General features: G+C 44.8%; 24 protein-coding genes. 13 read left to right on the forward strand and 11 right to left on the reverse strand.

Annotated elements, in window-relative coordinates:
- The first annotated feature begins 14 nt into the window (after nucleotides 1–14).
- The 3 genes from rimM (at nucleotide 15) to rplS (ending at nucleotide 2,002) form a co-directional block, all read left to right on the forward strand.
- Complete coding sequence (rimM, locus tag JMX70_RS10810; RefSeq protein ID WP_144297691.1) at nucleotides 15–548, forward strand: ribosome maturation factor RimM; 534 nt, start codon at nucleotides 15–17, stop codon at nucleotides 546–548.
- A gap of 62 nt (nucleotides 549–610) precedes the next feature.
- Nucleotides 611–1,375: a tRNA (guanosine(37)-N1)-methyltransferase TrmD gene (trmD, locus tag JMX70_RS10815; RefSeq protein ID WP_200662737.1), complete on the forward strand. Its 765-nt coding sequence runs from the start codon at nucleotides 611–613 to the stop codon at nucleotides 1,373–1,375.
- A gap of 204 nt (nucleotides 1,376–1,579) precedes the next feature.
- Nucleotides 1,580–2,002: a 50S ribosomal protein L19 gene (gene rplS, locus JMX70_RS10820; RefSeq protein ID WP_068403752.1), complete on the forward strand. Its 423-nt coding sequence runs from the start codon at nucleotides 1,580–1,582 to the stop codon at nucleotides 2,000–2,002.
- A gap of 259 nt (nucleotides 2,003–2,261) precedes the next feature.
- Here rplS and JMX70_RS10825 read toward each other — a convergent pair whose 3' ends face one another.
- Nucleotides 2,262–2,819 (reverse strand): DUF4442 domain-containing protein, encoded by a 558-nt coding sequence (locus JMX70_RS10825; protein WP_201592030.1) that lies wholly within the window; start codon nucleotides 2,817–2,819, stop codon nucleotides 2,262–2,264.
- 439 nt (nucleotides 2,820–3,258) lie between these two features.
- On the opposite strand from JMX70_RS10825, the gene JMX70_RS10830 reads away from it, so the two are divergent.
- Together JMX70_RS10830 and uvrC are read left to right on the forward strand one after the other, a co-directional pair.
- Nucleotides 3,259–4,782, forward strand: a complete 1,524-nt coding sequence (locus JMX70_RS10830; RefSeq protein ID WP_201592033.1) for a DUF3360 family protein — start codon at nucleotides 3,259–3,261, stop codon at nucleotides 4,780–4,782.
- 186 nt (nucleotides 4,783–4,968) lie between these two features.
- The gene (gene uvrC, locus JMX70_RS10835) at nucleotides 4,969–6,813 is read left to right on the forward strand and encodes an excinuclease ABC subunit UvrC (RefSeq protein ID WP_201592036.1); all 1,845 of its coding nucleotides are present in this window, start codon (nucleotides 4,969–4,971) and stop codon (nucleotides 6,811–6,813) included.
- 109 nt (nucleotides 6,814–6,922) lie between these two features.
- Here the strand turns inward: uvrC and JMX70_RS10840 are convergent, their stop codons facing one another.
- The 3 genes from JMX70_RS10840 to lgt all read right to left on the reverse strand — a co-directional run bounded on the left by JMX70_RS10840 (nucleotide 6,923) and on the right by lgt (nucleotide 9,409).
- Entirely contained in the window at nucleotides 6,923–7,495 is a 573-nt protein-coding gene (locus JMX70_RS10840) for a dihydrofolate reductase (protein WP_201592038.1), read from the reverse strand.
- Nucleotides 7,496–7,538: 43 nt separating this feature from the next.
- Nucleotides 7,539–8,411 carry a thymidylate synthase gene (locus JMX70_RS10845; RefSeq protein ID WP_201592040.1) on the reverse strand — a complete coding sequence of 291 codons (873 nt, stop codon included), beginning with the start codon at nucleotides 8,409–8,411 and terminating at the stop codon, nucleotides 7,539–7,541.
- Nucleotides 8,412–8,524: 113 nt separating this feature from the next.
- Entirely contained in the window at nucleotides 8,525–9,409 is an 885-nt protein-coding gene (lgt, locus tag JMX70_RS10850) for a prolipoprotein diacylglyceryl transferase (RefSeq protein ID WP_201592042.1), read from the reverse strand.
- Between the two features lie 180 nt (nucleotides 9,410–9,589).
- On the opposite strand from lgt, the gene JMX70_RS10855 reads away from it, so the two are divergent.
- Nucleotides 9,590–11,203, forward strand: coding sequence for a DUF4139 domain-containing protein (locus JMX70_RS10855; RefSeq protein ID WP_201592044.1), 1,614 nt, complete (start codon nucleotides 9,590–9,592; stop codon nucleotides 11,201–11,203).
- A 35-nt stretch (nucleotides 11,204–11,238) separates the two neighbouring features.
- Nucleotides 11,239–12,057 (forward strand): NRDE family protein, encoded by an 819-nt coding sequence (locus tag JMX70_RS10860; RefSeq protein WP_191690729.1) that lies wholly within the window; start codon nucleotides 11,239–11,241, stop codon nucleotides 12,055–12,057.
- Between the two features lie 63 nt (nucleotides 12,058–12,120).
- Here JMX70_RS10860 and JMX70_RS10865 read toward each other — a convergent pair whose 3' ends face one another.
- Nucleotides 12,121–12,642 (reverse strand): RNA pyrophosphohydrolase, encoded by a 522-nt coding sequence (locus JMX70_RS10865; RefSeq protein ID WP_068403735.1) that lies wholly within the window; start codon nucleotides 12,640–12,642, stop codon nucleotides 12,121–12,123.
- Between the two features lie 566 nt (nucleotides 12,643–13,208).
- Between JMX70_RS10865 and JMX70_RS10870 the strand changes: the two genes are divergently transcribed.
- Entirely contained in the window at nucleotides 13,209–13,622 is a 414-nt protein-coding gene (locus JMX70_RS10870; protein ID WP_191690731.1) for an OsmC family protein, read from the forward strand.
- Between the two features lie 14 nt (nucleotides 13,623–13,636).
- Nucleotides 13,637–14,062: an MAPEG family protein gene (locus JMX70_RS10875; RefSeq protein ID WP_144297679.1), complete on the forward strand. Its 426-nt coding sequence runs from the start codon at nucleotides 13,637–13,639 to the stop codon at nucleotides 14,060–14,062.
- Between the two features lie 70 nt (nucleotides 14,063–14,132).
- On the opposite strand, the gene JMX70_RS10880 is transcribed toward JMX70_RS10875, so the two are convergent.
- The 6 genes from JMX70_RS10880 to hisIE all read right to left on the reverse strand — a co-directional run bounded on the left by JMX70_RS10880 (nucleotide 14,133) and on the right by hisIE (nucleotide 19,843).
- A complete protein-coding gene (locus JMX70_RS10880; protein ID WP_191690733.1) occupies nucleotides 14,133–15,155 on the reverse strand; it encodes a tRNA dihydrouridine synthase in 1,023 nt (340 codons plus the stop codon).
- Between the two features lie 66 nt (nucleotides 15,156–15,221).
- Nucleotides 15,222–16,721 carry a UvrD-helicase domain-containing protein gene (locus JMX70_RS10885; RefSeq protein ID WP_191690735.1) on the reverse strand — a complete coding sequence of 500 codons (1,500 nt, stop codon included), beginning with the start codon at nucleotides 16,719–16,721 and terminating at the stop codon, nucleotides 15,222–15,224.
- A 224-nt stretch (nucleotides 16,722–16,945) separates the two neighbouring features.
- The gene (gene tatC / locus JMX70_RS10890) at nucleotides 16,946–17,824 is read right to left on the reverse strand and encodes a twin-arginine translocase subunit TatC (RefSeq protein ID WP_201592046.1); all 879 of its coding nucleotides are present in this window, start codon (nucleotides 17,822–17,824) and stop codon (nucleotides 16,946–16,948) included.
- On the reverse strand, nucleotides 17,824–18,540 hold the full coding sequence (gene tatB, locus JMX70_RS10895; RefSeq protein ID WP_200663370.1) for a Sec-independent protein translocase protein TatB: 717 nt from the start codon (nucleotides 18,538–18,540) through the stop codon (nucleotides 17,824–17,826). Before tatB ends, tatC begins: the two co-directional genes overlap by 1 nt.
- Before the next feature lie 25 nt (nucleotides 18,541–18,565).
- Nucleotides 18,566–18,805 carry a Sec-independent protein translocase subunit TatA gene (gene tatA, locus JMX70_RS10900; protein ID WP_144297674.1) on the reverse strand — a complete coding sequence of 80 codons (240 nt, stop codon included), beginning with the start codon at nucleotides 18,803–18,805 and terminating at the stop codon, nucleotides 18,566–18,568.
- A 189-nt stretch (nucleotides 18,806–18,994) separates the two neighbouring features.
- Complete coding sequence (gene hisIE / locus JMX70_RS10905; protein WP_201592049.1) at nucleotides 18,995–19,843, reverse strand: bifunctional phosphoribosyl-AMP cyclohydrolase/phosphoribosyl-ATP diphosphatase HisIE; 849 nt, start codon at nucleotides 19,841–19,843, stop codon at nucleotides 18,995–18,997.
- Nucleotides 19,844–20,195: 352 nt separating this feature from the next.
- Between hisIE and rpmI the strand changes: the two genes are divergently transcribed.
- The 4 genes from rpmI (at nucleotide 20,196) to pheT (ending at nucleotide 24,749) form a co-directional block, all read left to right on the forward strand.
- Entirely contained in the window at nucleotides 20,196–20,393 is a 198-nt protein-coding gene (gene rpmI / locus JMX70_RS10910; RefSeq protein WP_011281253.1) for a 50S ribosomal protein L35, read from the forward strand.
- A gap of 131 nt (nucleotides 20,394–20,524) precedes the next feature.
- The gene (gene rplT, locus JMX70_RS10915) at nucleotides 20,525–20,881 is read left to right on the forward strand and encodes a 50S ribosomal protein L20 (protein WP_058369591.1); all 357 of its coding nucleotides are present in this window, start codon (nucleotides 20,525–20,527) and stop codon (nucleotides 20,879–20,881) included.
- 329 nt (nucleotides 20,882–21,210) lie between these two features.
- Complete coding sequence (gene pheS / locus JMX70_RS10920; RefSeq protein ID WP_201592051.1) at nucleotides 21,211–22,266, forward strand: phenylalanine--tRNA ligase subunit alpha; 1,056 nt, start codon at nucleotides 21,211–21,213, stop codon at nucleotides 22,264–22,266.
- Between the two features lie 68 nt (nucleotides 22,267–22,334).
- Nucleotides 22,335–24,749, forward strand: a complete 2,415-nt coding sequence (gene pheT / locus JMX70_RS10925) for a phenylalanine--tRNA ligase subunit beta (protein ID WP_201592053.1) — start codon at nucleotides 22,335–22,337, stop codon at nucleotides 24,747–24,749.
- Nucleotides 24,750–24,965 lie beyond the last annotated feature (216 nt).

Consider the following 24,965-nt stretch of genomic DNA (forward strand, 5'->3'; position numbering starts at 1 on the left):
TTAGGTTAGCCGTTATGTCATCTGTTCCAAACGCTAGTGCGCTTATGAAAATCGGTCAGCTAAAAAAGCCTTATGGCATCAAAGGCTGGCTGTGGGTATTTAGTGACACGGATGATCGCACGGCAATCTTTGACATGCAGCCTTGGTGGATGAAAACTGCTACTGGCATGAAGCCTTTAACTGTAAAGGCGTGGCGCGAGCAAGGGACGGGCATTGTCGCTCAATTTGAGCAAGTCCCTGATCGTAACGTTGCAGAGACCATGAATGGCGTGACCATTTGGGTTGAGCAAAACGTTTTGCCAGAAACTGGTGAAGACGAATATTATTGGTCAGATTTGGTGGGCCTGCGCGTGATAAACGAGCAGGACGAAAACTTAGGCGAGATTACTGAAATGTTTGAAACCGGGGCCCATGACATCATGCGTGTCGCGGCAACGTCAGACAGTTTGGACGCCGAGGAGCGCCTAATACCTTGGCATAAGCAAACGGTGATTGAGGTCAATTTGGCTGAGAAAACCGTGCTTGTGGCATGGCAAAGTGATTATTAATCGTAATTTCTTTTGATTGATAAAAACGTCATTCACGCAGTGTTTATGCAAGTAGAGATCTGATGTATTTTGCCGTGATTAGTATTTTCCCTGAAATGTTTGCCACGATTCGTGAGTTTGGAATCACGGGACGGGCAGTCACTCAGGAGCAAGTCACGATTGAATGCATCAATCCACGTGATTATACCACGGATAATTATCGCCGTATTGATGAGCGCCCGTATGGTGGAGGTCCTGGTATGGTGATGATGGCTGAGCCATTATCCCTAGCAATTGAGGATGCCCGCCTGCGCGCCAGTCAGCACGGTTGCCGTGTCGATAGTGCGCACTGTCCGGTGATATATATGTCACCACAAGGCAAAACGCTCAGCGAAAGTAGTGTGGTCAGTATGACTGAGTATGACGGCATGATTTTATTATGTGGTCGTTACGAAGGTATTGATGAGCGCTTATTGACGCAGTATGTCGATATGGAAATTTCACTTGGTGATTATGTGTTGACCGGTGGCGAGCTACCAGCAATGGTGCTCATGGATAGTGTGATACGTCGTCTGCCTGATATTATGGGTGATGATAAATCTGCTGAGCAAGACTCGTTTGTCGATGGTTTGCTTGATTGTCCGCACTATACCAAGCCGCATGAATTTGCTGGGTTGGCGGTTCCTGAAGTTCTACTTTCAGGACATCATGGCAATATCGCCAAGTGGCGCTTTAGCCAACAGGTCGAACGTACGCAAGCGCGGCGTCCAGATTTATGGCAAGCGTTTACGCCAACGGTCGAGCAAGCGAAGTGGTTAAAGGCATTGACAAAAGCAGATAAAAAATAGCGTTAATAGCGGTTAATAAATAAACAGTTAAGTAATAAAATTTTGAGCAACAATAAAACGTGTCATAGCATCATGGCCGTTGGTCATAACCCATTTACGTTGTAGTTATTATTAATCCAAGATATTAATAATAGCTATGATTCATTATTACAAACAGGTGATATGCGTCAAGCCTCTATTATCTAATGTGAGGAGATAACTCTCATGAGCAACAAGCATCCATTGGTTCAGGTCATCGAAAATGCGCAATTGATTGAGCGCCCAAGCTTTGCACCCGGCGATACCGTTGTGGTTCAAGTAAAAGTACGTGAAGGTGAGCGTGAGCGTTTACAGGCTTTTGAAGGCGTTGTAATTGCTAAGCGTAACCGCGGTCTAAACTCAGCGTTTACCGTACGTAAAATCTCAAGCGGTGTTGGTGTAGAACGTGCATTCCAATTGCATTCACCAATCATTGATAGCATCGAAGTGAAACGCCGTGGCGCAGTTCGCCGTGCGAAACTATACTACTTACGTGAGCGTTCTGGTAAATCAGCCCGTATCCGCGAAAAACTTGGTGCTCGTCCAGCTGCAAACAAAAAAACTGACGCTGGCGTACCTAAAGCAGTTGATACTGCTCCTGGTATTTAAGAACCAGTTTGCTTTGCCGCGCTTAGTCGTCTGATTGGACGCTCGATGTTTGGCAAGGCGAAAGTAGATACAAGCCCTTATTCATAGGTTTATTTATAAATAAGCGGGCCATACCAAAAAAGACAAAGCCCCAATCTGTGCTGATGCCAGATTGGGGTTTTTGTTTCTGCCGCTTTTATTTAGGCTTTAATTGCTGCTTTCATGCTGTTTTCATGCTGTTTTCATTAAAGATTTGCGCGACATGTTGGCTTTCAATGTTTTAGATCTCAATATTGTCTACGCGGCTGGTTTGGTCTTTAGACTTACTGTACTTACGCAAGCGAATATAAACGGTCTTGGTCACAGTAGCTACGACTTTTTGTTGCTCATCGACGATATCGACGCTGTATTCACGAAAGACCGGCTCGCCATCCTTTGCCAATTCTTGAATAGCGATTACTTCAGCACTGCTAACCTTGATACGCGCGGTGACTTTGCTCTTACCCGGCGCGATAAATTCAATATGTGAGCTTTTATCCCACACTACGTAGCTGCTGCCCAGTTGGTGCATGAGCATCAGCATATAAAACGGATCTACCATCGAGTATAAACTGCCCCCAAACTGGGTGCCGACGATGTTTTTGTTTAAATTATTTAAGCCCATGCTGACCACGCATAAACCTTGATCTAAGTTCATATGTTCAATCTTGATACCAGCGCCGATGTAGGGCGCATAAGTGTTGATACGCAGTTTAAGCAAGTAGGGCGTCAGTAATGGCATGATATTTTTTTTCGCGTTACGTTTAAGCGTTTCAAGTCTTTTAGGCAGTAAATTCATCAATATTTCCTATTCCCTTTTTAGATATTGCTAGTCTGGTGGTATGGGTTATTTTTATTGTATTAAGTTAAGTATGACTGCAAGGATTGTTGCTTATAAGGTAAGTTTTCAAGCAATGAGCCATAAAAAGACATTTATCATAGTGAAAAACCATGAGTCTCGCCAGTTTTAAAGCGTAACGAAACGGCAAGTGCGACGATAAAGCCATTATCTTGTTTGCATTCATTACCATTTTCTAAGTATCACCGATTGAGTCATAAAAAATACTTTTCATAACGATACGGATAGTATCTTTTAATGGTTAAAGCCTCGCATTATCTTTGGCGATGCCTTACAATAGCCGCATTTTGTTTTGAGCGGTTTTATTTTCCCTGTATTGGTTTACGCCGTCATAAGGTAAGTAGGATCGCGCAAACCTCAGTCGACATAAGGAAATGTGATGAGTGGTACACAGCTTCCCACCTCAGGGCGCAACCCGCAGCAACCAATCCCTTTTGATAATGACGATTTGCAAGGCAGCTATGTAGAGTTACATAAGCCCAGCGCTAGCTTTAAAAATCGTAATGCCTACCTCAATCATGAACTGCAAATCATGCAACCAAAACGTTGGCGTGCTAATTTGCCGTTCCGCGATTATCGTTTTGAATATGAAGATACGATTCCGGCAATGGCAGCGACCATCGGTAAAGTGGTGATGGTGGGCGCCATTGCTGCAACCTTTGCTGGTCCGCTTGGTTTGGGCGATGCTTTCGTGCTAGAAAACGTGCGTTATGAATTGCTTATCGTGGCGTTTTTTGTGATTTTATTCTCAGGCTTCCTGCTACCGACTGCTAACCTTGCTGGTACGCACGGCCCACTGATTCCGCTGATTCCTATCGTCGTTGCCGCAGGTGGTCACCCGATGGCCTTTGGTCTGCTAATCGGTGCTTTTGGCTTGTTACTTGCGATTAGTAAAGGCGGCAGTCTGCTGGCGAACTTGACTAGTAAAGGCGTGTGTGGCGGCCTACTGCTATATTTAGGCTTTATCGGCACCACATCCCAAGTCAAAAACCTATTTGCTTGGGCGGAAGGAATTGGTATGTCGCATATCGCCTTTGTGGTGATTCTACTGACGATTATCTTATACGCGCTGTTAGAGAATTATCAAAAACGCTGGCTGGCGGTGCCACTCAGCTGTTTGTTAGGCGGCGGAGTTGCCTTTGCGATGGGCGCGCCTTTTACCTTTAAAACCGCACCTGGCCTACCAAATATGAATCCAATGTATTGGTGGGGCGAAAACACCGGTTGGATGTTAGGCTTGCCAACTGTTGAAAGCTTTATCGTGGTATTGCCCTTTGCAGTATTGGCAGTCGCTATGTGGTCACCAGACTTTTTAGGTCATCAAGTCTTTCAAAAAATAAGCTATCCAAAACGTACTGAGCGCGTGCTGATGGATATCGATGACACCATGACCAGTGCATCTATTCGTCAGGTAGCAGGCTCTGTGCTTGGCGGTGCCAACTTTGCGTCGTCATGGGGTACCTATATTGTACCAGCGGCAATTGCGAAGCGTCCTATTCCAGCCGGTGCGGTATTGACGGGATTGTTCTGTATTATTGCTGGTGTTTGGGGTTACCCCATGGATTTAGCCATTTGGGAACCAGTAATGTGCGTGGCGTTGATTGTTGGCGTCTTTATCCCGCTACTTGAAGCGGGCATGGAGATGACCCGCGAAGGTAAAACCACGCAGTCTGCGGCGATTGTCGTCTTTGCGTCAGCCTTGGTCAATCCAGCCTTTGGTTGGTCGATTACTCTGGTACTGGATAACTTAGGTTTAATTGGATCTAAAGATCGCAGTGCCAGCTTAACAAAAATGAGTCGCTGGATTATTCCTGTGGTTACTTTTGTCATTTTAACCACAGTGATGGCTATCGTCGGCATGTTGCCCGGTATCCCAGCGCTTTTGCCAAACTTCCGTCACTAGATTTTTAACGTTTTCCATAAAAAGCCAGCCTCGATGCTGGCTTTTTTTATGACTTTAGTTAAGCTAGTTTTTGGCTTGCAAAATACCTGCTGTTGCCCCATACATATGATATTACTTACGTTTTTACGGTGTGCTGTTTTTACTCTGTACTAACGTTAAAGCCCTTATTTAAGAGTCAAAAATTCTATGGTCAATGTCTCCGCATCGAGTCCCGTCGACGATAAAAAAGCCCGCCTTAAGCATTTAATTCAGCGCCTGCCAAATCTGCCAGGGGTGTATAAAATGCTGGGTAAAAATGGCGATATTCTTTATGTTGGTAAGGCCAAATCATTGAAAAGCCGCGTCAACAGCTACTTTGCCAAGACCATTGACCATCCAAAAACACGGGCACTGGTAGCACGAATTCATAATATCGAAACCATTATTACCCGTAGTGAGACCGAAGCGCTATTACTTGAGCAAAACCTGATTAAAGAGCATCGTCCGCCTTATAACGTGCTACTACGTGATGATAAATCTTACCTTTATGTGTTTATCTCTGCGGATAAGCCTTATCCAAGATTGGCTTATGGTCGCGGTAAGGGCAATCACCAAAAAGGTCGCTTTTTTGGGCCGTTTCCATCGGCTCATGCGGCGAAAGAGACGCTGGTGCTGATGCAGAAAATGTTTCAAATGCGCCAATGTACCAATACTTTTTTTAAACAGCGTAAGCGCCCGTGCCTTGAGTATCAGATTAAGCGTTGCCGTGCGCCCTGCGTTGGTTTGGTGTCGCCAGAAGAATACGCCGAGGACGTTAATAATACCATTCGCTTTTTAAAAGGTGATTCAAGTGATATTCATCAGACGTTAATTAAAAAGATGGAGAGCGCCGCGGAAGCCTTAGACTTTGAAAAGGCGGTTTTTTATCGCGATCAGCTGTCTATGCTGCGCGAAGTACAGGCAAAGCAAGCCGTTTATACCGTAGAAGGTGAGGCGGATGTGATTGCGATTGCCAGTCAGGCGGGCATGACTTGCGTCAATGTGCTGACTGTGCGCGGCGGGCGCGTGCTTGGCGGTAAAAACTATTTTCCCGATATCGATAGTAATGAGCCACTTGCCGATAATTTATCGGCGTTTATTACTTCGTTTTATTTTCAAGTGACCGATGATTTGCCAGCTGAGATTATACTCAGCCATGAGCTGCCGGATCAAACAGCGGTCAACGAAGCATTGATAACCCACTTTGGCAGTAAGACGGTCGTTAAGACCAACGTTCGCGAGCACCGCGCTGAATGGTTAGATTTGGCCAAACTCAATGCCAATAACGCCCTAAAAACCAAGCTTGGCGATTATCTAGAATTGCATGCGCGCTTTGGCGCTTTAAAAGATGTCCTCGCCGATGTTACCGATCGAACCATTGACCGTATCGAGTGCTTTGATATCTCACATACCATGGGCGAAGCGACCATCGGTAGCTGCGTGGTCTTTGACCAAGGTGGCTCGCGTCGCCGTGATTATCGTCAGTATGCGATTCATGATATCCAAGGTGGTGATGATTATGCGGCGATGAAGCAAGTGCTGACGCGGCGTTATAAGAAGCAGCCATTGCCGGATCTATTGCTGATTGATGGTGGTAAAGGTCAACTTGGTATTGCTAAAGAAGTACTCACAGAGTTGGGTATTCTTAATGATACGTTGCTCATTAGTGTGGCAAAAGGTGAAGGGCGTAAAGCAGGCTTGGAAGTATTGCACTTTATCGATCATGAGCCGCTTGACTTGCCGATGGATAGCAAAGCGCTGCATTTATTGATGCATATCCGTGATGAAGCGCATCGGTTTGCTATTACCGCACACCGTAAAAAGCGCGATAAACGCCGTTCCTCATCGGTGCTAGAAGTCATACCGGGGCTGGGTGAAAAGCGTCGCCGTGACTTACTCAATCATTTCGGCGGTATGCAGCAATTGCTTGGCGCATCGCAGCAAGAGCTGGCTGGCGTGCAGGGGATTGGTCCGGTATTAGCGAAAACGATTTATAAAGTGCTGCATGAGTAGTTTAAGCAATATGGGCTAAATTTAAGTTTGTGCTCGTAAAGCCCAACAATAAAAAAGCTGTCTTAGAATTATCTAGGACAGCTTTTTTTATTTTAATAAACTACAATTATTATTCGGCATTTTCTCTTTTATAAGTCACAAACCTAAAATCTAGCCCACTTTTTTCATCGTGTTTTTGCTCAGATTCTGCTGTGACTACAAACTCATTTGGCAGTTCGGGATAAAAGGTATCGCCATCTTTAATATCAGTATCAACATGCGTCAGCTCGATGCGGTCGGTATACATCATCGCCTCACTAAAGACACGCTCGCCGCCAATCACCCAAATGGTATCAAGGTGCGCACCATGAGCAAGGCTGGCCGCTTGTGTCAGCGCATCGTCTAAATTATGCATCACATATGCTTTTTCACTACCGACCAAGCCATTTTGCGCGGCGTAGTCTAGTTGGGTCGTGATAATAAAGCTGATACGTTTTGGTAGCGGCTTGCTGCCCATCGACTCAAAGGTTTTGCGACCCATGATGACGATACCTTGTATCGCGCCGTCACTTTGTTTGGTCGTCATGCTTTTAAAATGCTGCAAGTCAGCTGAGATATGCCACGGCAAATCATTCCCTTTGCCGATACAGCGATTGCGACTGATGGCCGCGATTTGGGCAACTTCGGTATTGGCATAGCTCATAACCTATCCTTTTTATGGTCTTTTAAAAGTAAAGCGATTAAATTTAGACGGCAACTTTGGCTTTAATAGCTGGATGCGACTCATAACCTTCAACGCTGATATCGTCAAAGGTAAAGGCAAAAATATCCTTAATGTCAGGGTTTAGGGTTAAGGTTGGCAGCTCATACAGCGAGCGCGTCAACTGCAATTCAACTTGCTCACGATGGTTTTGGTAAATATGACAATCGCCGCCCGTCCAAACAAACTCACCAACCTCTAAGCCGCATACTTGCGCCACCATATGAGTTAGTAAGGCATAGCTGGCGATATTAAACGGCACACCAAGGAATAAATCCGCTGAGCGCTGATAAAGCTGGCAGGACAGTTTATTGTCCGCGACAAAGAACTGAAATAAGGTATGGCAAGGCGGCAGCGCAACTTGATCCGCTTCCTTTGGATTCCAGCCAGAGACGATTAAGCGGCGCGAGTTGGGATTGGTCTTTATTTGTTCAATCACCTCAGTGATTTGATCGACGCCATCGTTGTCATAACTGCCGTCTTCACGCTTGGTGGCGCCATAATTGCGCCATTGATGACCATAAATGGGCCCCAAGTCGCCAGCAGGACGATTAAAGCGCGCGGTTTGGTCAGCGGTCGCCCATTCGTTCCAAATACGCACGTTATTTTGTTGTAGATAATCAACGTGGGTGCTACCGCTTAAAAACCAAAATAGCTCATAAACGATCGATTTAAAATGGACTTTTTTGGTGGTTAGTAAGGGAAATCCATCGGCTAAGTCAAAACGTAGCTGCGCACCAAAGTGGCTTAGTGTACCAGTGCCAGTACGATCGCCTTTTTCAGTGCCATTCGTCATGACATATTGTAGCAAGTCTAAATAGGCTTGCTCATTTTTACTGTTATGATAATTACTGGTCATAAAATTGCTCTTTTACGCTGTTAAAACGTTTCTTTAAATTATTTCTTAAAATAATGCTAAATATAACTTTTGATAGGGAAGTTGGTTGTAAGCTGGATTGGCTGTAAATTGGACTAATAAGCTGCTTGTTTTCCCCAATCATAGATGCCGCGTTTATAGGCATAAATCAGCATGATTAGACCAATAACAATCATTGGCGCGCTTAATATTTGGCCTTTGGTCATCCAGCCGAGTAAAATAAAGCCTTGGTCGGCATCGGGCTGACGGAAAAACTCGATAATAAAGCGGCTAAGACCGTAACCTAATAAAAAGATAGCCGAGACTGCCATACGGGGACGCGGTTTTGAGGAATACCACCATAAAAATATAAATAGCAGCAGACCTTCAGCTAGGGCTTCGTAGAGCTGTGATGGGTGACGCGGCAATAAATACTGGCCATTGACCTCAAGCATTAACGATTGCAATTCAGGATTAGCTTGTAATTGCTGCGCATCAAATGCTGCGGCTTGCGGAAAGTAAGTCAGCCAATTATAGCCACCGTCTGAAACGCGTCCCCATAGCTCGCCGTTGATGTAGTTGCCGATACGCCCAAACAGCAGACCCGTTGGTACACAAGGAATAATAAAATCGAGCACCTGAAAAGGGGTCTTTTTATATTTACGGGCAAAATATAACATGCCTAATAAGACGCCAATCATGCCGCCATGAAACGACATGCCGCCTTCCCATACCCTAAACAGATACGCAGGATTTTGTAGCAATTCACCAAATTGATAAAACAATACATAGCCGATACGGCCGCCCAAAATGACACCAAGGGCACCAAAAAAGACCAAATCAGACACCATATCGGTAGTCCAGCCATCTCGTTTGCTACTGCGATACCATGCAAGGCCATAAGCGGCGGCAAAGGCCAGCAAGTACATTAAACCATACCAGTGCACTTCTACTGGCCCCAAGGACAGCGCTACGGGGTCGAACTGAGGATGAATCATCATAAAGGCATCATATTATTGATAATGGAATGTGGCCCATAATAGCAAAATTCATCCGTTGCGAATACTATGATAAGTTTATCTATATATAAATAGATAAAGGGATGGCACATGGAATCAATAGCAAATCGGAGCAAAAACCGATAAGATGAAAAAAAGTGCTTCAATTTCTAAGGAATCCTTATGCAGCTGCCTTTACCAACATTATCCTTGCTCGGCATCCTAGCTTCAGGTTTGACGCTATGGGTTCCTATCAATGCCCCAGCAGCGCTGAGTAATATTGAAAATATTACTATTTATCAAGGCTTAGCCAGCGTCACGCGTACCTTGCCAATCAACGGCAGTGGCGAGCAAACGCTGGTTTTTTCTTGTTTATCGCCGAACATTGACGCTGATAGCATTAGCGTTCAAGCACTAGGTAATGTTAACGTCGGTGAAGTCAGTATCGAAACCTTGAGCTCTGAGCAAGCGGCGCAATGTCAATATGGCCAATATCAAGGCGATAGCAAAGTACAAGTCCAGAAAAACACTGTTGCCGATATCAGTGCCGAATTAGAAGCGGCACGCTTAACCAAAGCCTATCTGCAAAATTTGACCAAGGTCACGCAAATTAATACGGCTGGCACATTGGCCAATAACGCCCGCGATTTAGAGACACAAGCGGCCAATATTAATAAAAGAATTATCGAGTTACAGCAGCGCGAGGCACAAGCAAAAGATGCGCTCAATCAGCTGCTGGCGGGCAGTACGACCTCAAAACAGAATAGCGTGATCCAAGTTAGTATTCGCACCGCCAGTCGCACGCCAAGCACCGTTAAACTGCATTATCAGGTGCGCGGCGCCAGTTGGGAGCCGACCTATCAAGCGCGCTTAAATACCGACAGCAAGCAGCTGAATATTACCGCCTCCGCCATTATCGCTCAACGAACCGGCGAGAATTGGAGCAACGTGCCTGTTATTTTAAGCAGCGTAAATCCCAATCAAACGACTACCAGTCAGCTGCCACACGTTGAGCGCTTGTCATTATATGAAGAGCAGCAACAAGCTAAATTGGCTCGTTATGCAGCGCCGATGATGGAGATGGAAGCATCGCCTGTCGTTGTTGCTTCTGCAAGAGACAATTATGGCGGCGGTGCAGAGATGCCGCCACTACCGAGCTTTACTGTGAGTAGTCAAAACAAAAATGGCATCACCGAATATCGCTTGCCGCAGCGGGTCAGTATTCCTAGTGATGGCAGGCGCGTACGCACGGTCATTGATGAGCAATCTGGCACCAGTAAGCTTTGGCTACGCAGTACACCAAGTGCCGAGACCGCCGCTTATTGGTATGCATCCGCGCCGTTCTTGACGCCTGCTTGGGCTGATGGCTCGTTGCAGCTATACCGTGATGATAACTATGTCGGGCAGTCGCGCTATAATTATCAAAATTTAAAAGAGCAGGGTATTGGTTTCGGTATTGACCCAAGTTTGCTGGTGAAGCAATTGACCGATGAGAATAAACAAGGCGATAAAGGCGTGTTTAACCGTCAACAAACCAAAACCATCACTCAAGCATATCAATTTACCAATCAGCACAATCGCAGCGTACGCTTGCAAGTGTTAAGTGCTGAGCCAGTGAGCAGTGATGACAATATTAAAGTCACGTCGGCGCACACCCCAGCGATTAGCCAAAAAGACTGGAATGACCATAAAGGTATTGTCGCTTGGGAATTTGATTTACCAAGTAAGCAATCACAAGTGCTGCAATCGACGTATCAAATCAGCTACCCTGCCGATAAAAAGCTGAGTACCAACTAAGCGCTGGTAATTTAATATTTATATCAAGGAAAACTATGTGTATCGTCGCCATTGCTTGGCAGTTATTTGATGAGTTGCCGTTGGTTTTACTGTCCAACCGTGATGAGTTTTTACAGCGTCCAACAGCGCCGCTGCATCAATGGGAGGATAAGCCTATTTATGCAGGGCGCGATAAGCAAAGTGGCGGCACATGGCTTGGCATACATCAACAGCAACATGGCGATTTTTACGACCAAAACGGGCGCTGGGCGGCGGTGTTAAATTTTCGTGATGGCGTACAAGCAAGTAATGATGAGCGCTCACGTGGCGAATTGGTCACCGATTTTTTGACCAGCACTTTAAACCCATTGGAATTTGCTCGACAAATCAGTTTGCAAGATTACGCAGGTTTTAACCTTGTTATTGGCGATACGGCGCAAGCGGTGATTGTCAATAATCGTGGTCATGCACCAACGCCGTTATATGCTGGATTGTACGTAATATCCAATGGTCAGCCAGAAGAAGGGTGGTTTAAAACCGAACGCCTACGCGGTCGGTTACGCCAAGAGGTGTTGCCATTGATTAGCGAGAACAGCGCCCTTGACTACTGGCAAGCAGCGGCGTTTGCCGTGATGTCAGATAATACGCCAGCGCCAGAAAATAAATTACCCGAAACAGGTGTCGCTAAGCAGATTGAGCGCGCACTGTCCTCCATTTATATTGAATCTGCTGATTTAAGTAGTATGAATAAAACAGCCATGCCAAGCTATGGAACGCGGACGCAAAGTATTTTAACCTTACGTAAAGAAGATAGTTCAGACAAAAAAATCAAAGCAGCGCTTATTAGCCGTGAATGCCAGCATAGGCAAATCTAACATAAAAAAATTCCCCTATGAATAATAGCTATCAATAGGGGAATTTTTTTTCTATTTGAATACTTATTCCACCAACAAATGGTTGTTTTGTTCTGGAATAATCAGTTCTTGTTTAAGCGGTAGTTCGCGCACCAATTCTTGCAAGGCGCGACGATATACCCCGCGTTTAAAATGAATCACTTGTCCGAGTGGATACCAGTAGCTGACCCATTGCCAATGGTCAAATTCTGGTTTACCCTCATCAAAGCGGATGTGTTGAGTATTCGGCTCATCTAAGCGCAGCAAAAACCATTTTTGTTTTTGCCCAATACACAAAGGGTACTGCCCATGACGCACATAGCGTTTTGGCAAGCGATAACGCAACCAATCTTGCGTGACCGCCAGTAGATCGACATGACGCGGATGTAAACCGACCTCTTCCCAGAGCTCGCGATACATCGCATCCATCGGCGTCTCCCCGCGGTCGATGCCGCCTTGAGGGAACTGCCAAGCGTTGTGACCAATACGTTTTGCCCACAGAACTTGCCCTTGTGTATTTGCCAAGATGATGCCGACATTGGCGCGAAAGCCGTCTGCATCTATCATGACTAAACCCTTTTAAATTGTTTAAAAATAGCTTATTTCGACAAGGTACAACGACAGCAATCATAGTTATTATAGGGTGATGACCATCAGTACTATGACAAAATAAGATTCATTACCGTTATTAAACCAAGAAACAACCAAAATGTGTAACAGTATTTTGCTATAAAATGTTTCACAAGATTAATCCTTTAAAATCAGTAACTTATGATTCTACTTTTGTAAGTAAATTCCGCAGATTTTTCTAACAATGATAAGTCGCGGTAACGATAGGTGTATAAATACTTAAATATCGAATATTATTGTTAAAGCATAAATAAGGTAGCGGTTTATAAAAGGTAAACAAGAAAAGGCAAACGAGGAAAGAGCGTCATAAATCTGGTTTTTGCTTATGCTACACTAATAAAAGACAGTATTTTTCAAAAAGAGATTGTATTTCAGAAAATAAGAAACCTTTACTATTCAAACTAAAAATCATGTCAAATTAAAAAGCATATGAATTAAGAAGCATATGAATTAAGAAGCATGCGCATTCAAAGTCGTAGCAATTAAAACAAGGAATATCTAAGATGTCAGAGTCAAAAGCAAGCGTCACGTGGCAAGAAAATAAAGCCTTTATGGGTGTGTCGCCATCAGGACATAACGTCCAAATCGATGCTGATAAAGAAAAGGGCGCCAGTCCTATGGAGCTAATTTTATTAGGACTTGGTGGCTGTGCCAGCTACGATGTGGTGGCAATTTTACAAAAGTCGCGCCAACAAGTGACCGATGTACGTTGTGAGCTGACCGCTCAGCGTGCTGAGACCATTCCAGCAGTTTATACCGACATTCATATGCATTTTGTGGTGACCGGACAAGAGGTCAAAGAAAGCCAAGTAGAAAAAGCCATCAAATTGTCGGCCGAAAAATACTGCTCAGCCAGTCGGATGCTGGTACAGGGCGGCGTCAATGTGACTCACGATTTTGAAGTGATTGCAGGATAGGGACGAGTATACTGATGAGTCTATTCTTTGGGTTGATTCCCGATAGTGCCGCAGCGGCTATTTGGGCGATGGTGGTGGCAAGTCTGCTGCCACTGATGATGGCGCTGACAGCAAAAGCGCTTGGTGGTTTTAATTTTGCTGACAATGCCCACCCGCGTGATTTCTTACAAGGGACGACAGGAGCTGCCGCGCGGGCCAATGCTGCCCAGCAAAACAGCTATGAAACCTTGCCTATATTTTTGGCGGCAGTATTGGTAGCAATGCTGTTTTTTGTACCGCAGTTGATAATTAATACCATCGCTTGGCTTTATGTGCTGATTCGTATTGGGTTTTGCGTGGCCTATATTACCAATTTAGCGACCTTTCGCTCTATTCTTTGGGTGCTTTCGATGGCTTGCTCATTGATGTTGTTTTATTTAGCGATTCGGGTCAGTTTTTAGCTTATTGCTGCTGTAAGTCTTTGAGATTTTTATTTTTAACACCTTTACAGTATCGATCATAAGGCGCTGTTTATTCGCATGTGCTATTTTGCAGCGCCGCGATAATCACCGCTTTATTTTTTTCTCTTTTAATACGTTCCCACAAGGTTTGCGCCTCAGAGTAACCTTTGGTCAACATACCAAGCCACTGCTTATAACGCCCGACCAACACCACATCGTTTTTCGCCGCACCCTCTAAAAACTTAATCTGATGGGTAATTAAATCTTGCCATGCTAAGACTGTCAGTGTTTTTGTGTCATTATTATCGAGATCAATCTTGGCAATCAAATCAGGACGGGTGACAGCGCCGCGACCAAGCATTAAATGCGTCGTACCGGATTGCGTCATACAGTTTTGTGCGTGTTCACTATTCCAAATTTCACCATTGGCAATCACTGGTATAGCAAGCATATTAAAATTTTGGATTTTGTCCCAGTAAGCGGGCGGCTTATAACCTTGGGTTTTGGTACGCGCATGAATGGTTAACCAATCAGCGCCGCTCGCAGCAATCGCCGCTTTGATATCGTCCATGCGACTCGTATCCGTATAGCCCAGGCGAATCTTTGCGGATACGGGAAGGTGCGCGGGTACAGCTCGGCGTACGGCACTGATAATCTCATACATCACCTCAGGCTCATCAAGTAGCACTGAGCCACCACGATGGCTGTTAACCGTTTTAGCCGGACAACCAAAATTGATATCAATCGCAGGCGCACCAAGCTCGGCAGCATAAGCGGCATTTTCTGCCATCAATTGCGCGTCACTACCGAGCAACTGAATATGAATCGGTGTACCGGATGCAGTTTTGGCATCATGATGCAACTCTGGTACGTATTTATAAAAAACGTGTGCTGGTAAGACAGTTTGGGTGACGCGAATAAACTCACTGACCGACCAATCATAAGGACGACCCAAGTCTGACGCAATTTGGGTTAGGATTTGGCGCATCAAGGGATCAGTTAAGCCTTCCATGGGCGCAAGAAGACGAACAGAATTGGCAAATAATTGCTGTATGGTGTTTTGGCGTGCTTGAAGTTGCTGATTATGATTCATGATAGGAGAGTCAATGTTATAAAAAGAGGTCGGCAAAGGCGATGAGGGGAGAGATAGACGGGCAGATTAAGTATTACCAAAAATCACCTTTTTACCCGTCTGCAGTCCTGATACCAAGTCTTTAATATTATGAATATCTAAATTGCTTTGCGCGCGCGTACACGCAACGTAGAGCAGACGCAGCTCTTCTGGGCTAATCTTGACCGCATTGGTGGTTACGTCATAATAAAAATCATCATCGAGCTGCACTTTGCCCCACTCAAGCCCTTTGGCTTTATGCGCGGTTGAGATGACATAATCAGCATTTTCGATACGGGTTAGGCTGTTAACTGCCTGCGTCAACACATTGGTACCATGGTCATCGACCAACTTCACCAAGGTTTTAAGGTCACTGCCTTCATTGGTTTCAGAGTATTCTTGAACGTCACCCCAATTATAAAAATACGCCAGTTCGGGCACGCCATACGCCGATTTACCATTTTTTAAGTTTTCGGCTGCCTGACAAAATTTAAGCATACGATCAGTATCGGCTTGTAACGCCACTCTATGCCCAAGTTTTAAACCAGTTAATAACTGCGACATCGCCGCAGCATTGGTACGGCAAAGAATGGCATCTTTTTTACTATGTACCATGCCTTTTTCGGTAGACGATTGCTTATTTGGATTGCCTTTTAATGGTACGTCTTCTTGTAAAGCTTTGAGCAAGGTATTGGCAATCTCGGCAATTGGTTCGCCAAAACGAAACGATTGGGTCAATAAGGTTTGCGGCAACGGCAGTTTTTTCATCGCATTGACCGCGCCGCGCCACTCATAAATCTGCTGATGGGCGTCACCGACATAAATCACCTGCCGTGGCTGCTGGGTCAAAATCCCCATCATCAACGGATCGGCATCTTGAGCTTCATCAAATAAGATAAAGTCCGCAGGAATACTCGGTTTCGATAGTGCCCACAATTTAAGATAAATATCATGGCCGATACCAGCCGGATGGCGCGCATCAATCGACTGTAACCAGCGCTGCTCAACAGCAGGGTAGAGCATTTCGCGTAACTGCTCGCTATCTGACTCAGCAAGCCAGCTTGGAAATTCAAGATGCCTTGGGGCAGGATAGCTGGCGTGGGTACTACAAAAATTACTCACTGCATCACTGACAAACCGCGACAAGCGCGCTGGCGTGAGGGTAATATATTTATTCACCCCATCCATTTGCCGGCGTACTTGTACCGGTTGTAAGCCCAAATCATCACCCAAACGCTTGGGTGAAAATCTCGGTAACGACAATTTAGCGGTAATATCACGTGGTACGTGACGGTAGGCTAATGAGTGAAACGTCCGACAATCGACATGACCGGGGAATTTTTGCCGCGCATCGTTGGCAATGGCTTTGTTAAAGGCTAAATACAAGCCGCGACCGCGCAGACGCTCACCAATTAATTTGAGCGTCGTGGTTTTCCCTGCACCCGCATAAGCGACCACTTTAAATGACTTGTGATCCATCGCCATGTTTAGCGCGTTCAGCTGCTCATCAGTGGGATCGCTCATATAAGCTGGCATCGATGCGGACATAATAAAGCTACCTAAAAAACTAGAATGGGGTCAAAATTGGCGACGGTAAAAAAAGCCACTGCATAAACAATGGCTGACGGCTGATAATAACGGTGATATTGAGACACTCATTAACACTGAGGGTAGTACTGAGCGACTTAAATAAGAAAGCGATTTAAATAAGAAAGTTATATTAACAGATTAGCGTGTTGGCTGCTTTTTGAATAAGTGCCTGATAAGTAAAGTTATTCTTTCTTCAACTCTATATCGTCTGTCAAAGTCAGTTTACGTTCTTCTTTGATTAAAACTTTCGCCAAAAACAATCCCAGCTCAAACAATAACCACATTGGGATGGCAAGCATTAACATCGACACCCCGTCGGGCGGTGTAACGACCGCTGCAACGCCAAAACAGCCGACGATAATATAGCGACGTTTATCTTCTAGACTCTGAATGGAGACGACACCCGCCAATATCAATAGTAAAGTCACCACTGGAATCTCAAAGGTAAGCCCAAACACCATAAACAGCTTGAGCGCAAAGCTTAAATAACTGTCGATATCTGTCATCGGTAAGACGTTTTGCGGCGCAAACATGATAAAGAACTTAAGCACGCCCTTTAAAACAATAAAATAAGCAAACGCTACGCCCGCATAAAATAAAAATATCGAAGACATCAGTACAGGAATAGCGACTTTCTTCTCCTTTTTATACAAACCAGGCGCGACAAACGACCAAATTTGATACAAGATATAGGGCATTGCCAAAAATGCCGCCACAAAGATACTCAGACGTATTGGCGCCATAAAGTTAGAGGTGATATCGGTTGCTATCATCGTCGAGTTGGCGGGCAACTGAGCAACCAATGGGTCGGATAAAAAATCATAGAGCTCACGTGAAAATCCGACCAACGCCAAAAATATCACCAGTACCGCGACGCATATTTTAATCAGATGCCGACGCAATTCAATCAAATGCTCAGTAATCGGCATATCAGCCATTGAGCTTAAGATATCACCAGAGTCATCATGCGCAGCGGCATCTGTGGCGGCATCTGTAATAGCATCGATGTCTGTAGCCGTTACTTTTTCTTGACGGTTTTTTTTACGCTTAAATAAACCCACTAATCATTCTCCTGCTGCTTGGCGGAAGCCTGCTGAATTGATGATTTGTTAATCGATGGTTTATTTAAATGGTTATTTAATAACGTATCGGCTTTATAATTGGGCAGGTAGGGCGGCTGCGGCAGACGCCTTGCTTTGTCATAAGCGCCCAAACGAAACCACATGTTTTCCCAGGGTTTGGTAATGGCAGTTTGGATTATTTGATGGGTATTGTCGTTAACATCAGTTTTCAGATTAGCATCATTATTTGAGTTCTGTAATTCTAATGGTTCAGGCGCTGTTAATTTTTTATCGGAGTCATAGCGGTCGTAAGCGTAGTCAAATTCTTTTGGCGTTACTGATGAATGATCGTCTTTTTCATGGTCGATTTTATTACTAGCGCTATCCACTTTCGCAGTATTGACTTGATGCGCGGCTTTAAGATGCTGGTTTTGCGAGGATTCAAATTCTTGCAGACTGCCGCGCATCTCTGCCATCTCACGGCGCATTTCTGCTTCAGTTTCACGAATTTTCGCCAGCTCTTTTTGCATTTGCTGCCGCGTCTCTGCCAAGTCAAGCTCAGCTTCGATTTCAGACTGCAACGTAGACACCGTGCGGCGAATTTTGGCATACCACTGCCCAGCCGTACGCGCCGCTTGGGGCAGTTTTTCTGGCCCCAAAACAATTAAGGCGATGACGCCAAAAAGCAGTAATTCTGAAAATCCAATATCAAACATAATGTCCCAATGCCATTATTAAATGCTATACATTATGCTTGTCATCAACCTTGGTGGTTGTGCGCTCTTCAGGGTGCGCGTTGCCGTCATGATCGAGCACGACTTGTTTTTTGGCATGTTCAGTATTTTCATCTTTAACGGCGTCTTTAAAACCTTTGACCGCGCCGCCCAAATCTTTACCGGCATTTCTTAGCTTGGAGGTGCCAAATACGACCACCACCACCACCAATAAAATCAGCCAATGCGTAATGGAAAAACTACCCATGATGCTATCCTTCTGTCTTGGTTTTTAGTCTTTATATAAATACTTTGAGTGTATAGAATATTGCTGTCGTACACAAAAGCTATCGACAGCTTATGCGAAGTAACACGTCACACTATTATAACCTGCACTTGTGACAAAAAGGTGAAAGCAACAATAATCAAACAGGGTAACGGCTAAGCTTAAAAAACGCTAGCGCGCGGCTTTTTCATCAATACCTGACAGACCAAAACGTCGGCCTAGCTCATTTAATACCGCTTCTGATTCTATATCAAACCATGCCAAGCCCACTAAAGTATGGAACCAAACATCAGCGACCTCATAGATCAGCTCGTGACGCGCTTCGTCATACTGGGTTTTATCCACATTTTCATCGCAATTGGCTAAGTCTTTGGCCGCGATAATGCTCTCGGTACTTTCTTCGCCTACTTTTTCTAATATTTTATTTAAACCCTTGGCGTATAAGCTTGCTACATATGAGCTGTCAGCGTCTGCTTGTTTGCGCTCAGCCAATACTTTATCAAGCTGCTGCAAAATAGAATGAGTGGTAGCAAGTCTGTTATTTTGATGGGTGTGCAAATGGTCTATATCTTCCGCCGCCGCTTCATTAATTTTAGGCATGACTTTTGCTGCGGCGTTTGTCTGATAAATTTCTGCTGGGTCTTTTAATACTTTATCGACGGTTTGCCATTCAGGTATTTGCCCTGACAAATCCAAACGCTGATAAAAACAAGACTCGCGGCCAGTATGACATGCAATACCGCCCGCTTGCGTGACGCTCAGTACAATCACATCAGCGTCGCAGTCCAAACGAATATCATGCACGCGCTGGGTATGCCCAGACGATTCGCCCTTATGCCATAACTTGCCACGCGAGCGCGAAAAATACACCGCTGTCTGCGTTTCGGCAGTTAATTGCAGCGATTCGGTGTTCATCCACGCCATCATCAAAATACGTCCGGACACATAATCTTGGGCAATCGCAGGAATCAAACCATCAGTATTAAAATTTACGGCAGCAAGCCAAGCAGGTAAAGTCATAATCTATCAGTCGTCTTATAAAAGAAATGAGAAAGTGGTAAAAAGTATAAAGTAATAAAGATAGCACTCAAACCCTACTTAAACACAGCTACCGCTGACATTCAATATGTTAACGCAGGAAATAAAGCGCAATTATAACAGCAGCACGTTTTTGCGCGTAGTGTATTTCATATCAACTAACGCACCCTATAAAGTAGCGATTAAAACTTTCCTTGGCAAAACAGCGTACTATCTGCTAAAATAGCGCCTCCCACCTCGAGGCAAATAGCCGTTTAGTGCTTGTTTTTAAAGCGACTATTCGTTTTTACTATTTGACGACCAGGTTCTATCAAAGACAAAGAGGCAAATCATCATGAAAGTTAAGATGAAAACCAGAAGCGGCGCCGCTAAACGCTTCAAAAAAACAGCGAACGGCTTTAAGCGTAAACAAGCATTCAAAAGCCATATCTTGACCAAGAAATCAGCTAAGCGTATTCGCCAGTTGCGCGGTCTAAAGATGGTGGACAAGTCTGACGAAGCAGCAGTTCGTCGTATGTGCCCATACATCTAATAGCCTATCGTCATTTAGCTTTAATCAATTAAAGATATTTGACTTTGCAATTTGATAACGATGTCTATTAGTCAATTATTTGATGACATCGTGATTCGTTTAATAATGATTAAAAAATCTTGGAGTAATTTATGGCCCGTGTAAAACGTGGTGTACAGGCAAATCGCCGTCACAAAAAAATCTTAAAGCGCGCAAAAGGCTACTACGGTGCTCGTTCACGTGTTTATCGCGTAGCGGTACAAGCTGTGACCAAAGCTGGTCAATATGCATATCGTGACCGTCGCAACAAAAAACGTACTTTCCGTCGTCTTTGGATTGCACGTATCAATGCTGGTGCACGCTTAAACGGCTTAAGCTATAGCCGCCTTATCAACGGCTTGAAAAAAGCAAACATCGCTATCGATCGTCGCGTACTTGCTGACATCGCTATGCATGATGCAGCGACTTTCACCGCCTTAGTTGAAAAAGCAAAAGCGGAATTAGCCTAAATATTAGTTATCCTTTAAGTATTCTGCTTGTTTGAGTGTTTGCTTAAATGGATAGCAATAATATTGATTAATAGTACGATATTAATAAAAGCTACCGCTGGTCGGTGGCTTTTTTTATAGTAGATTATTTTACAGCCAGTTTTACACCGCAAAAATGTAAAACGTTTTTAGTAAAGTTGCACTTTTTATTGTCTAAATATTCAAGCCATTTATATCACACGCCTTTGGTTGAAAATGAGTGGGTAAATGGTTTGCAATATTTGGTCAAATCCCTACAATTATAAATCACTATTATTAATAGTCCGTTTAAATCAGGAAGAATGCGTCTTATGACTACCCCTGCTGCTACCACCGATTTGTCGGCGCTACCGACCTTGTCCACCGAGCTCAGCGAGTTAAGCGAAGCCCAGTTAAATGAGTTTGCCAGTGCTGCTGAAGCGTTAGTTTTACAAGTAACCGATGTGCGCGCGCTACAAGATTTACGTGTGCAACTGACCGGTAAAAAAAGCCCATTAACCGGCTGGTCAAAGCAGATGGGTAAGCTTGGTAGCGATGACAAAAAAACTTACGGCGGTTGGTTACATCAAGTGCGTAGCCGCATTCAAGATGCATTGACGGCGCAGCAGCAAGAGCTAGAAGTGTCGGCATTAAATGCCAAGCTTGCCAGCGAGAGCATTGATATCACCTTGCCTGCGCGCGGTGGTCAAAAAGGTCATCTACATCCTGTCACCATGATTACCCAGCGTATGCAGCAGTATTTTATCCAAGCGGGTTTCAATGTCGCCACTGGCCCTGAAGTTGAGAGCGATTACTATAATTTTGAAGCGCTAAATATCCCTTCGCATCATCCAGCACGGGCGATGCACGATACCTTTTATTTTGATGCGCATTATTTACTGCGTACCCATACCAGTCCGGTGCAGATTCGCACCATGGAAAAGAATGAGCCGCCGATTCGTATTATTTGTCCAGGTCGCGTTTATCGTAATGACTCGGACCAAACCCACTCGCCGATGTTTCATCAGTTGGAAGGGCTTATGGTGACAGAATCGAGCACCTTTGCCGAGCTAAAAGGCTTGATTAGTGAATTCTTAGAAGCGTTTTTTGCCAAAGAGCTAACCGTGCGTTTCCGTCCGTCGTTTTTCCCATTTACCGAGCCTTCTGCTGAAGTCGATATCCTCGATGATAATGGTAAATGGCTTGAAGTCATGGGCTGCGGCATGGTACACCCACAGGTGCTGACCAATTGCGGTATTGATAGCGAAAAATACACCGGCTTTGCTTTTGGCATGGGTATTGAGCGCTTTGCCATGCTGTACTACGGTATCGATGATTTGCGCCTGTTTTTCCAAAACGACGTACGCTTCTTAAAACAGTTTGGCTAGATGGTCTTTATTAATACGTCACCCTTTATTCTAAAATCTTTATTATAAAATTCTGATCCGAGATATTTATGAAAATTAGCGAACAGTGGCTACGTCAATGGGTAAACCCCAACAATAGCAGTGAGCAATTGGCCGAACAGCTTACAATGGCAGGGCTTGAGATTGACGATCGCTTTGCAGTTGCTCGTGCTTTTAGCGGCGTGGTGGTCGGTGAAGTGATTAGCGTTGAACAGCATCCCGATGCCGATAAACTGCGCGTCACGCAGGTCAATATTGGTGCCGCTGAGCCGTTACAAATCGTTTGCGGCGCGCCCAATGTGACGGTTGGTATGAAAGCGCCGGTTGCGACCGTTGGTGCCGTTTTACCATCTAACGACGCAGAAGGCTTTACAATTAAAAATGGCAACCTACGCGGTGTCGACTCTAACGGTATGCTGTGCGGTGCCTCTGAAATTGATTTAACCGATAGCATCGATGGTCTGCTTGAATTGCCAAGTGATGCACCGATTGGCATGGATATCCGTGAGTATTTAGGTTTAGACAATCAAATACTGGATATCTCTATCACCCCAAACCGCGGAGATTGCTTCAGCGTACGCGGTATCGCGCGCGAGATATCAGTCATTAACGATTTGCCAATGCAGCAGCCTGAGATTCCTGCCAACGTGCCAACTGACGCTAACGGTACTAAAAATACTACGCCCGCAGTAACGGTAAGCGTGGTTGAAGCGTGCCCGCGCTATTTATTACAGTCAATCAGCAACATTGATCGTAGTATCGATACGCCAAAGTGGATGACTGATGCGCTAGTCCAGTCAGGACTGCGCTCGCATAACTTTTTGGTTGACGTGACTAACTACGTGTTGTTGGAACTGGGTCAACCGCTACATGCGTTTGATGCTGATACCATTGAAGGCGATATCGTGGTACGTTTGGCGCAGCCTGCTGAGACCATTACCTTATTAAATGAGCAAACCATTACCTTAACCGGTGATGAGTTGCTCATTGCCGATGATAAAGGTGCATTGGCACTTGCTGGTATCATGGGCGGTCAGCGCAGCAGTGTCACTGATAACACCACCAATATTATCCTAGAAAGTGCCTTTTTTAACCCATTAGCGATCGCTGCACGCGCCCGCCGTTTTGGTTTGCATACCGATGCCTCACAACGCTTTGAGCGTGGTGTCGATTTTGAATTGCCAGCGTTAGCACTAGCGCGTGCAGTTGATTTGATTACCAGTGTCACGAGCTCTCAAGCTGGGCAAATAGTAAAAGTAGAAAATATCGTGTACTTGCCAACACGTACGCCAATTACTTTGCCAATTAACAAAGTCCGTGAGGTCATTGGTATTGAGATTGAGCCTGCCGTGATGGTGCGTATTTTGACTCAATTAGGCTTTGAGGTAGAGCAGCAAGCAGATAAGCTGATTTGCACGCCGCCATCGTATCGTTTTGATATGAGTATCCGCGAGGACTTGATTGAAGAGATTGCCCGTATTTACGGTTATGATAATATTCCAAGCGTCTTGCCGCATTTGCAAGTCAGTATGGATTATGACGACACCGCGGACTTGACGCACGAGATGAAGCTCGCGCTAGTCGATAATGGCTATATGGAAGCCATTAGCTTTAGCTTTAGTGATGCAAAAATAGAAGCCTTGCTTGATGATAAAGCGCTGGGCGAAGTGTTGGCACTGGCCAATCCTATCTCTAGCGACTTGGCAGTGATGCGCCGTACTTTGCTATCAAGCTTATTGCCTTGCGTGCAATATAACCTCAATCGTCAGCAGCCGCGCGTGCGTTTCTTTGAAACGGGGTTAAGCTTTGTCGGTCAAAGTATTAGCGAGTTGGTACAAACGCCAAGTATTGCGTTGGTTGCTGTCGGCGATGTTTGGGATGAGCAAGCGTATCAAAACCGTGCGCTAGATTTTTATGATCTTAAGCATGATATTGAGCAGTTATTACCTGCGCAAATCGACAGTGCGCGTATCCGCTACGAGCGTAGTGCGCTTGCCTTCTTGCATCCGGGTCAAAGTGCCAAGCTTTATATTGATGAGGTATACGTCGGTTGGTTGGGTCAACTCCATCCTAATACTGCTAAACAGCTAGACTTGCCAGCGACGTGGGTCGCGCAATTGTCACTGGCGCCATTATTAACCTTGGTACGTGAACAGCACGCTATCACCACGCCAAGTAAGTTCCCACACGTACGCCGCGATATCGCCATCTTAGTCGATAGTGACATCAGCTTACAGACCTTGCAGGCGACGATTCGAGCCGCAGCTGGTAAATTGCTGACAGATTTATGGTTATTTGACGTCTATCAAGGCGACAAAGTACCGACCGGTCAGCGCTCTTTAGCATTCGCTTTAATATGGCAAGACAAAGCACAGACCTTATCTGATGACGCAGTAAAAACGGCGACGGATAAAGTCGTGCAAGCGCTAACTGAACAACACGCTGCTCAGTTGCGTGATAGCTAAAACCAAGATATAACCATCTAAAACGCTCTATAGCCTCTGCATAAATGAGGCTATGGCGTTTTGCTATTTATAAAAATGATTATTTGATAGAAATTTTCATCTTTAAAAAAGTTAAGTGGTTATTAATAAAGGATTTTCATGCAGACTTTATGAAAAAGAGGACAAAAAACCTTTATAATAACTAACATTAATTCTCATACCGCTAAACCATGATAT

Source organism: Psychrobacter pulmonis, from assembly GCF_904846465.1.
Classification (GTDB): domain Bacteria; phylum Pseudomonadota; class Gammaproteobacteria; order Pseudomonadales; family Moraxellaceae; genus Psychrobacter; species Psychrobacter faecalis.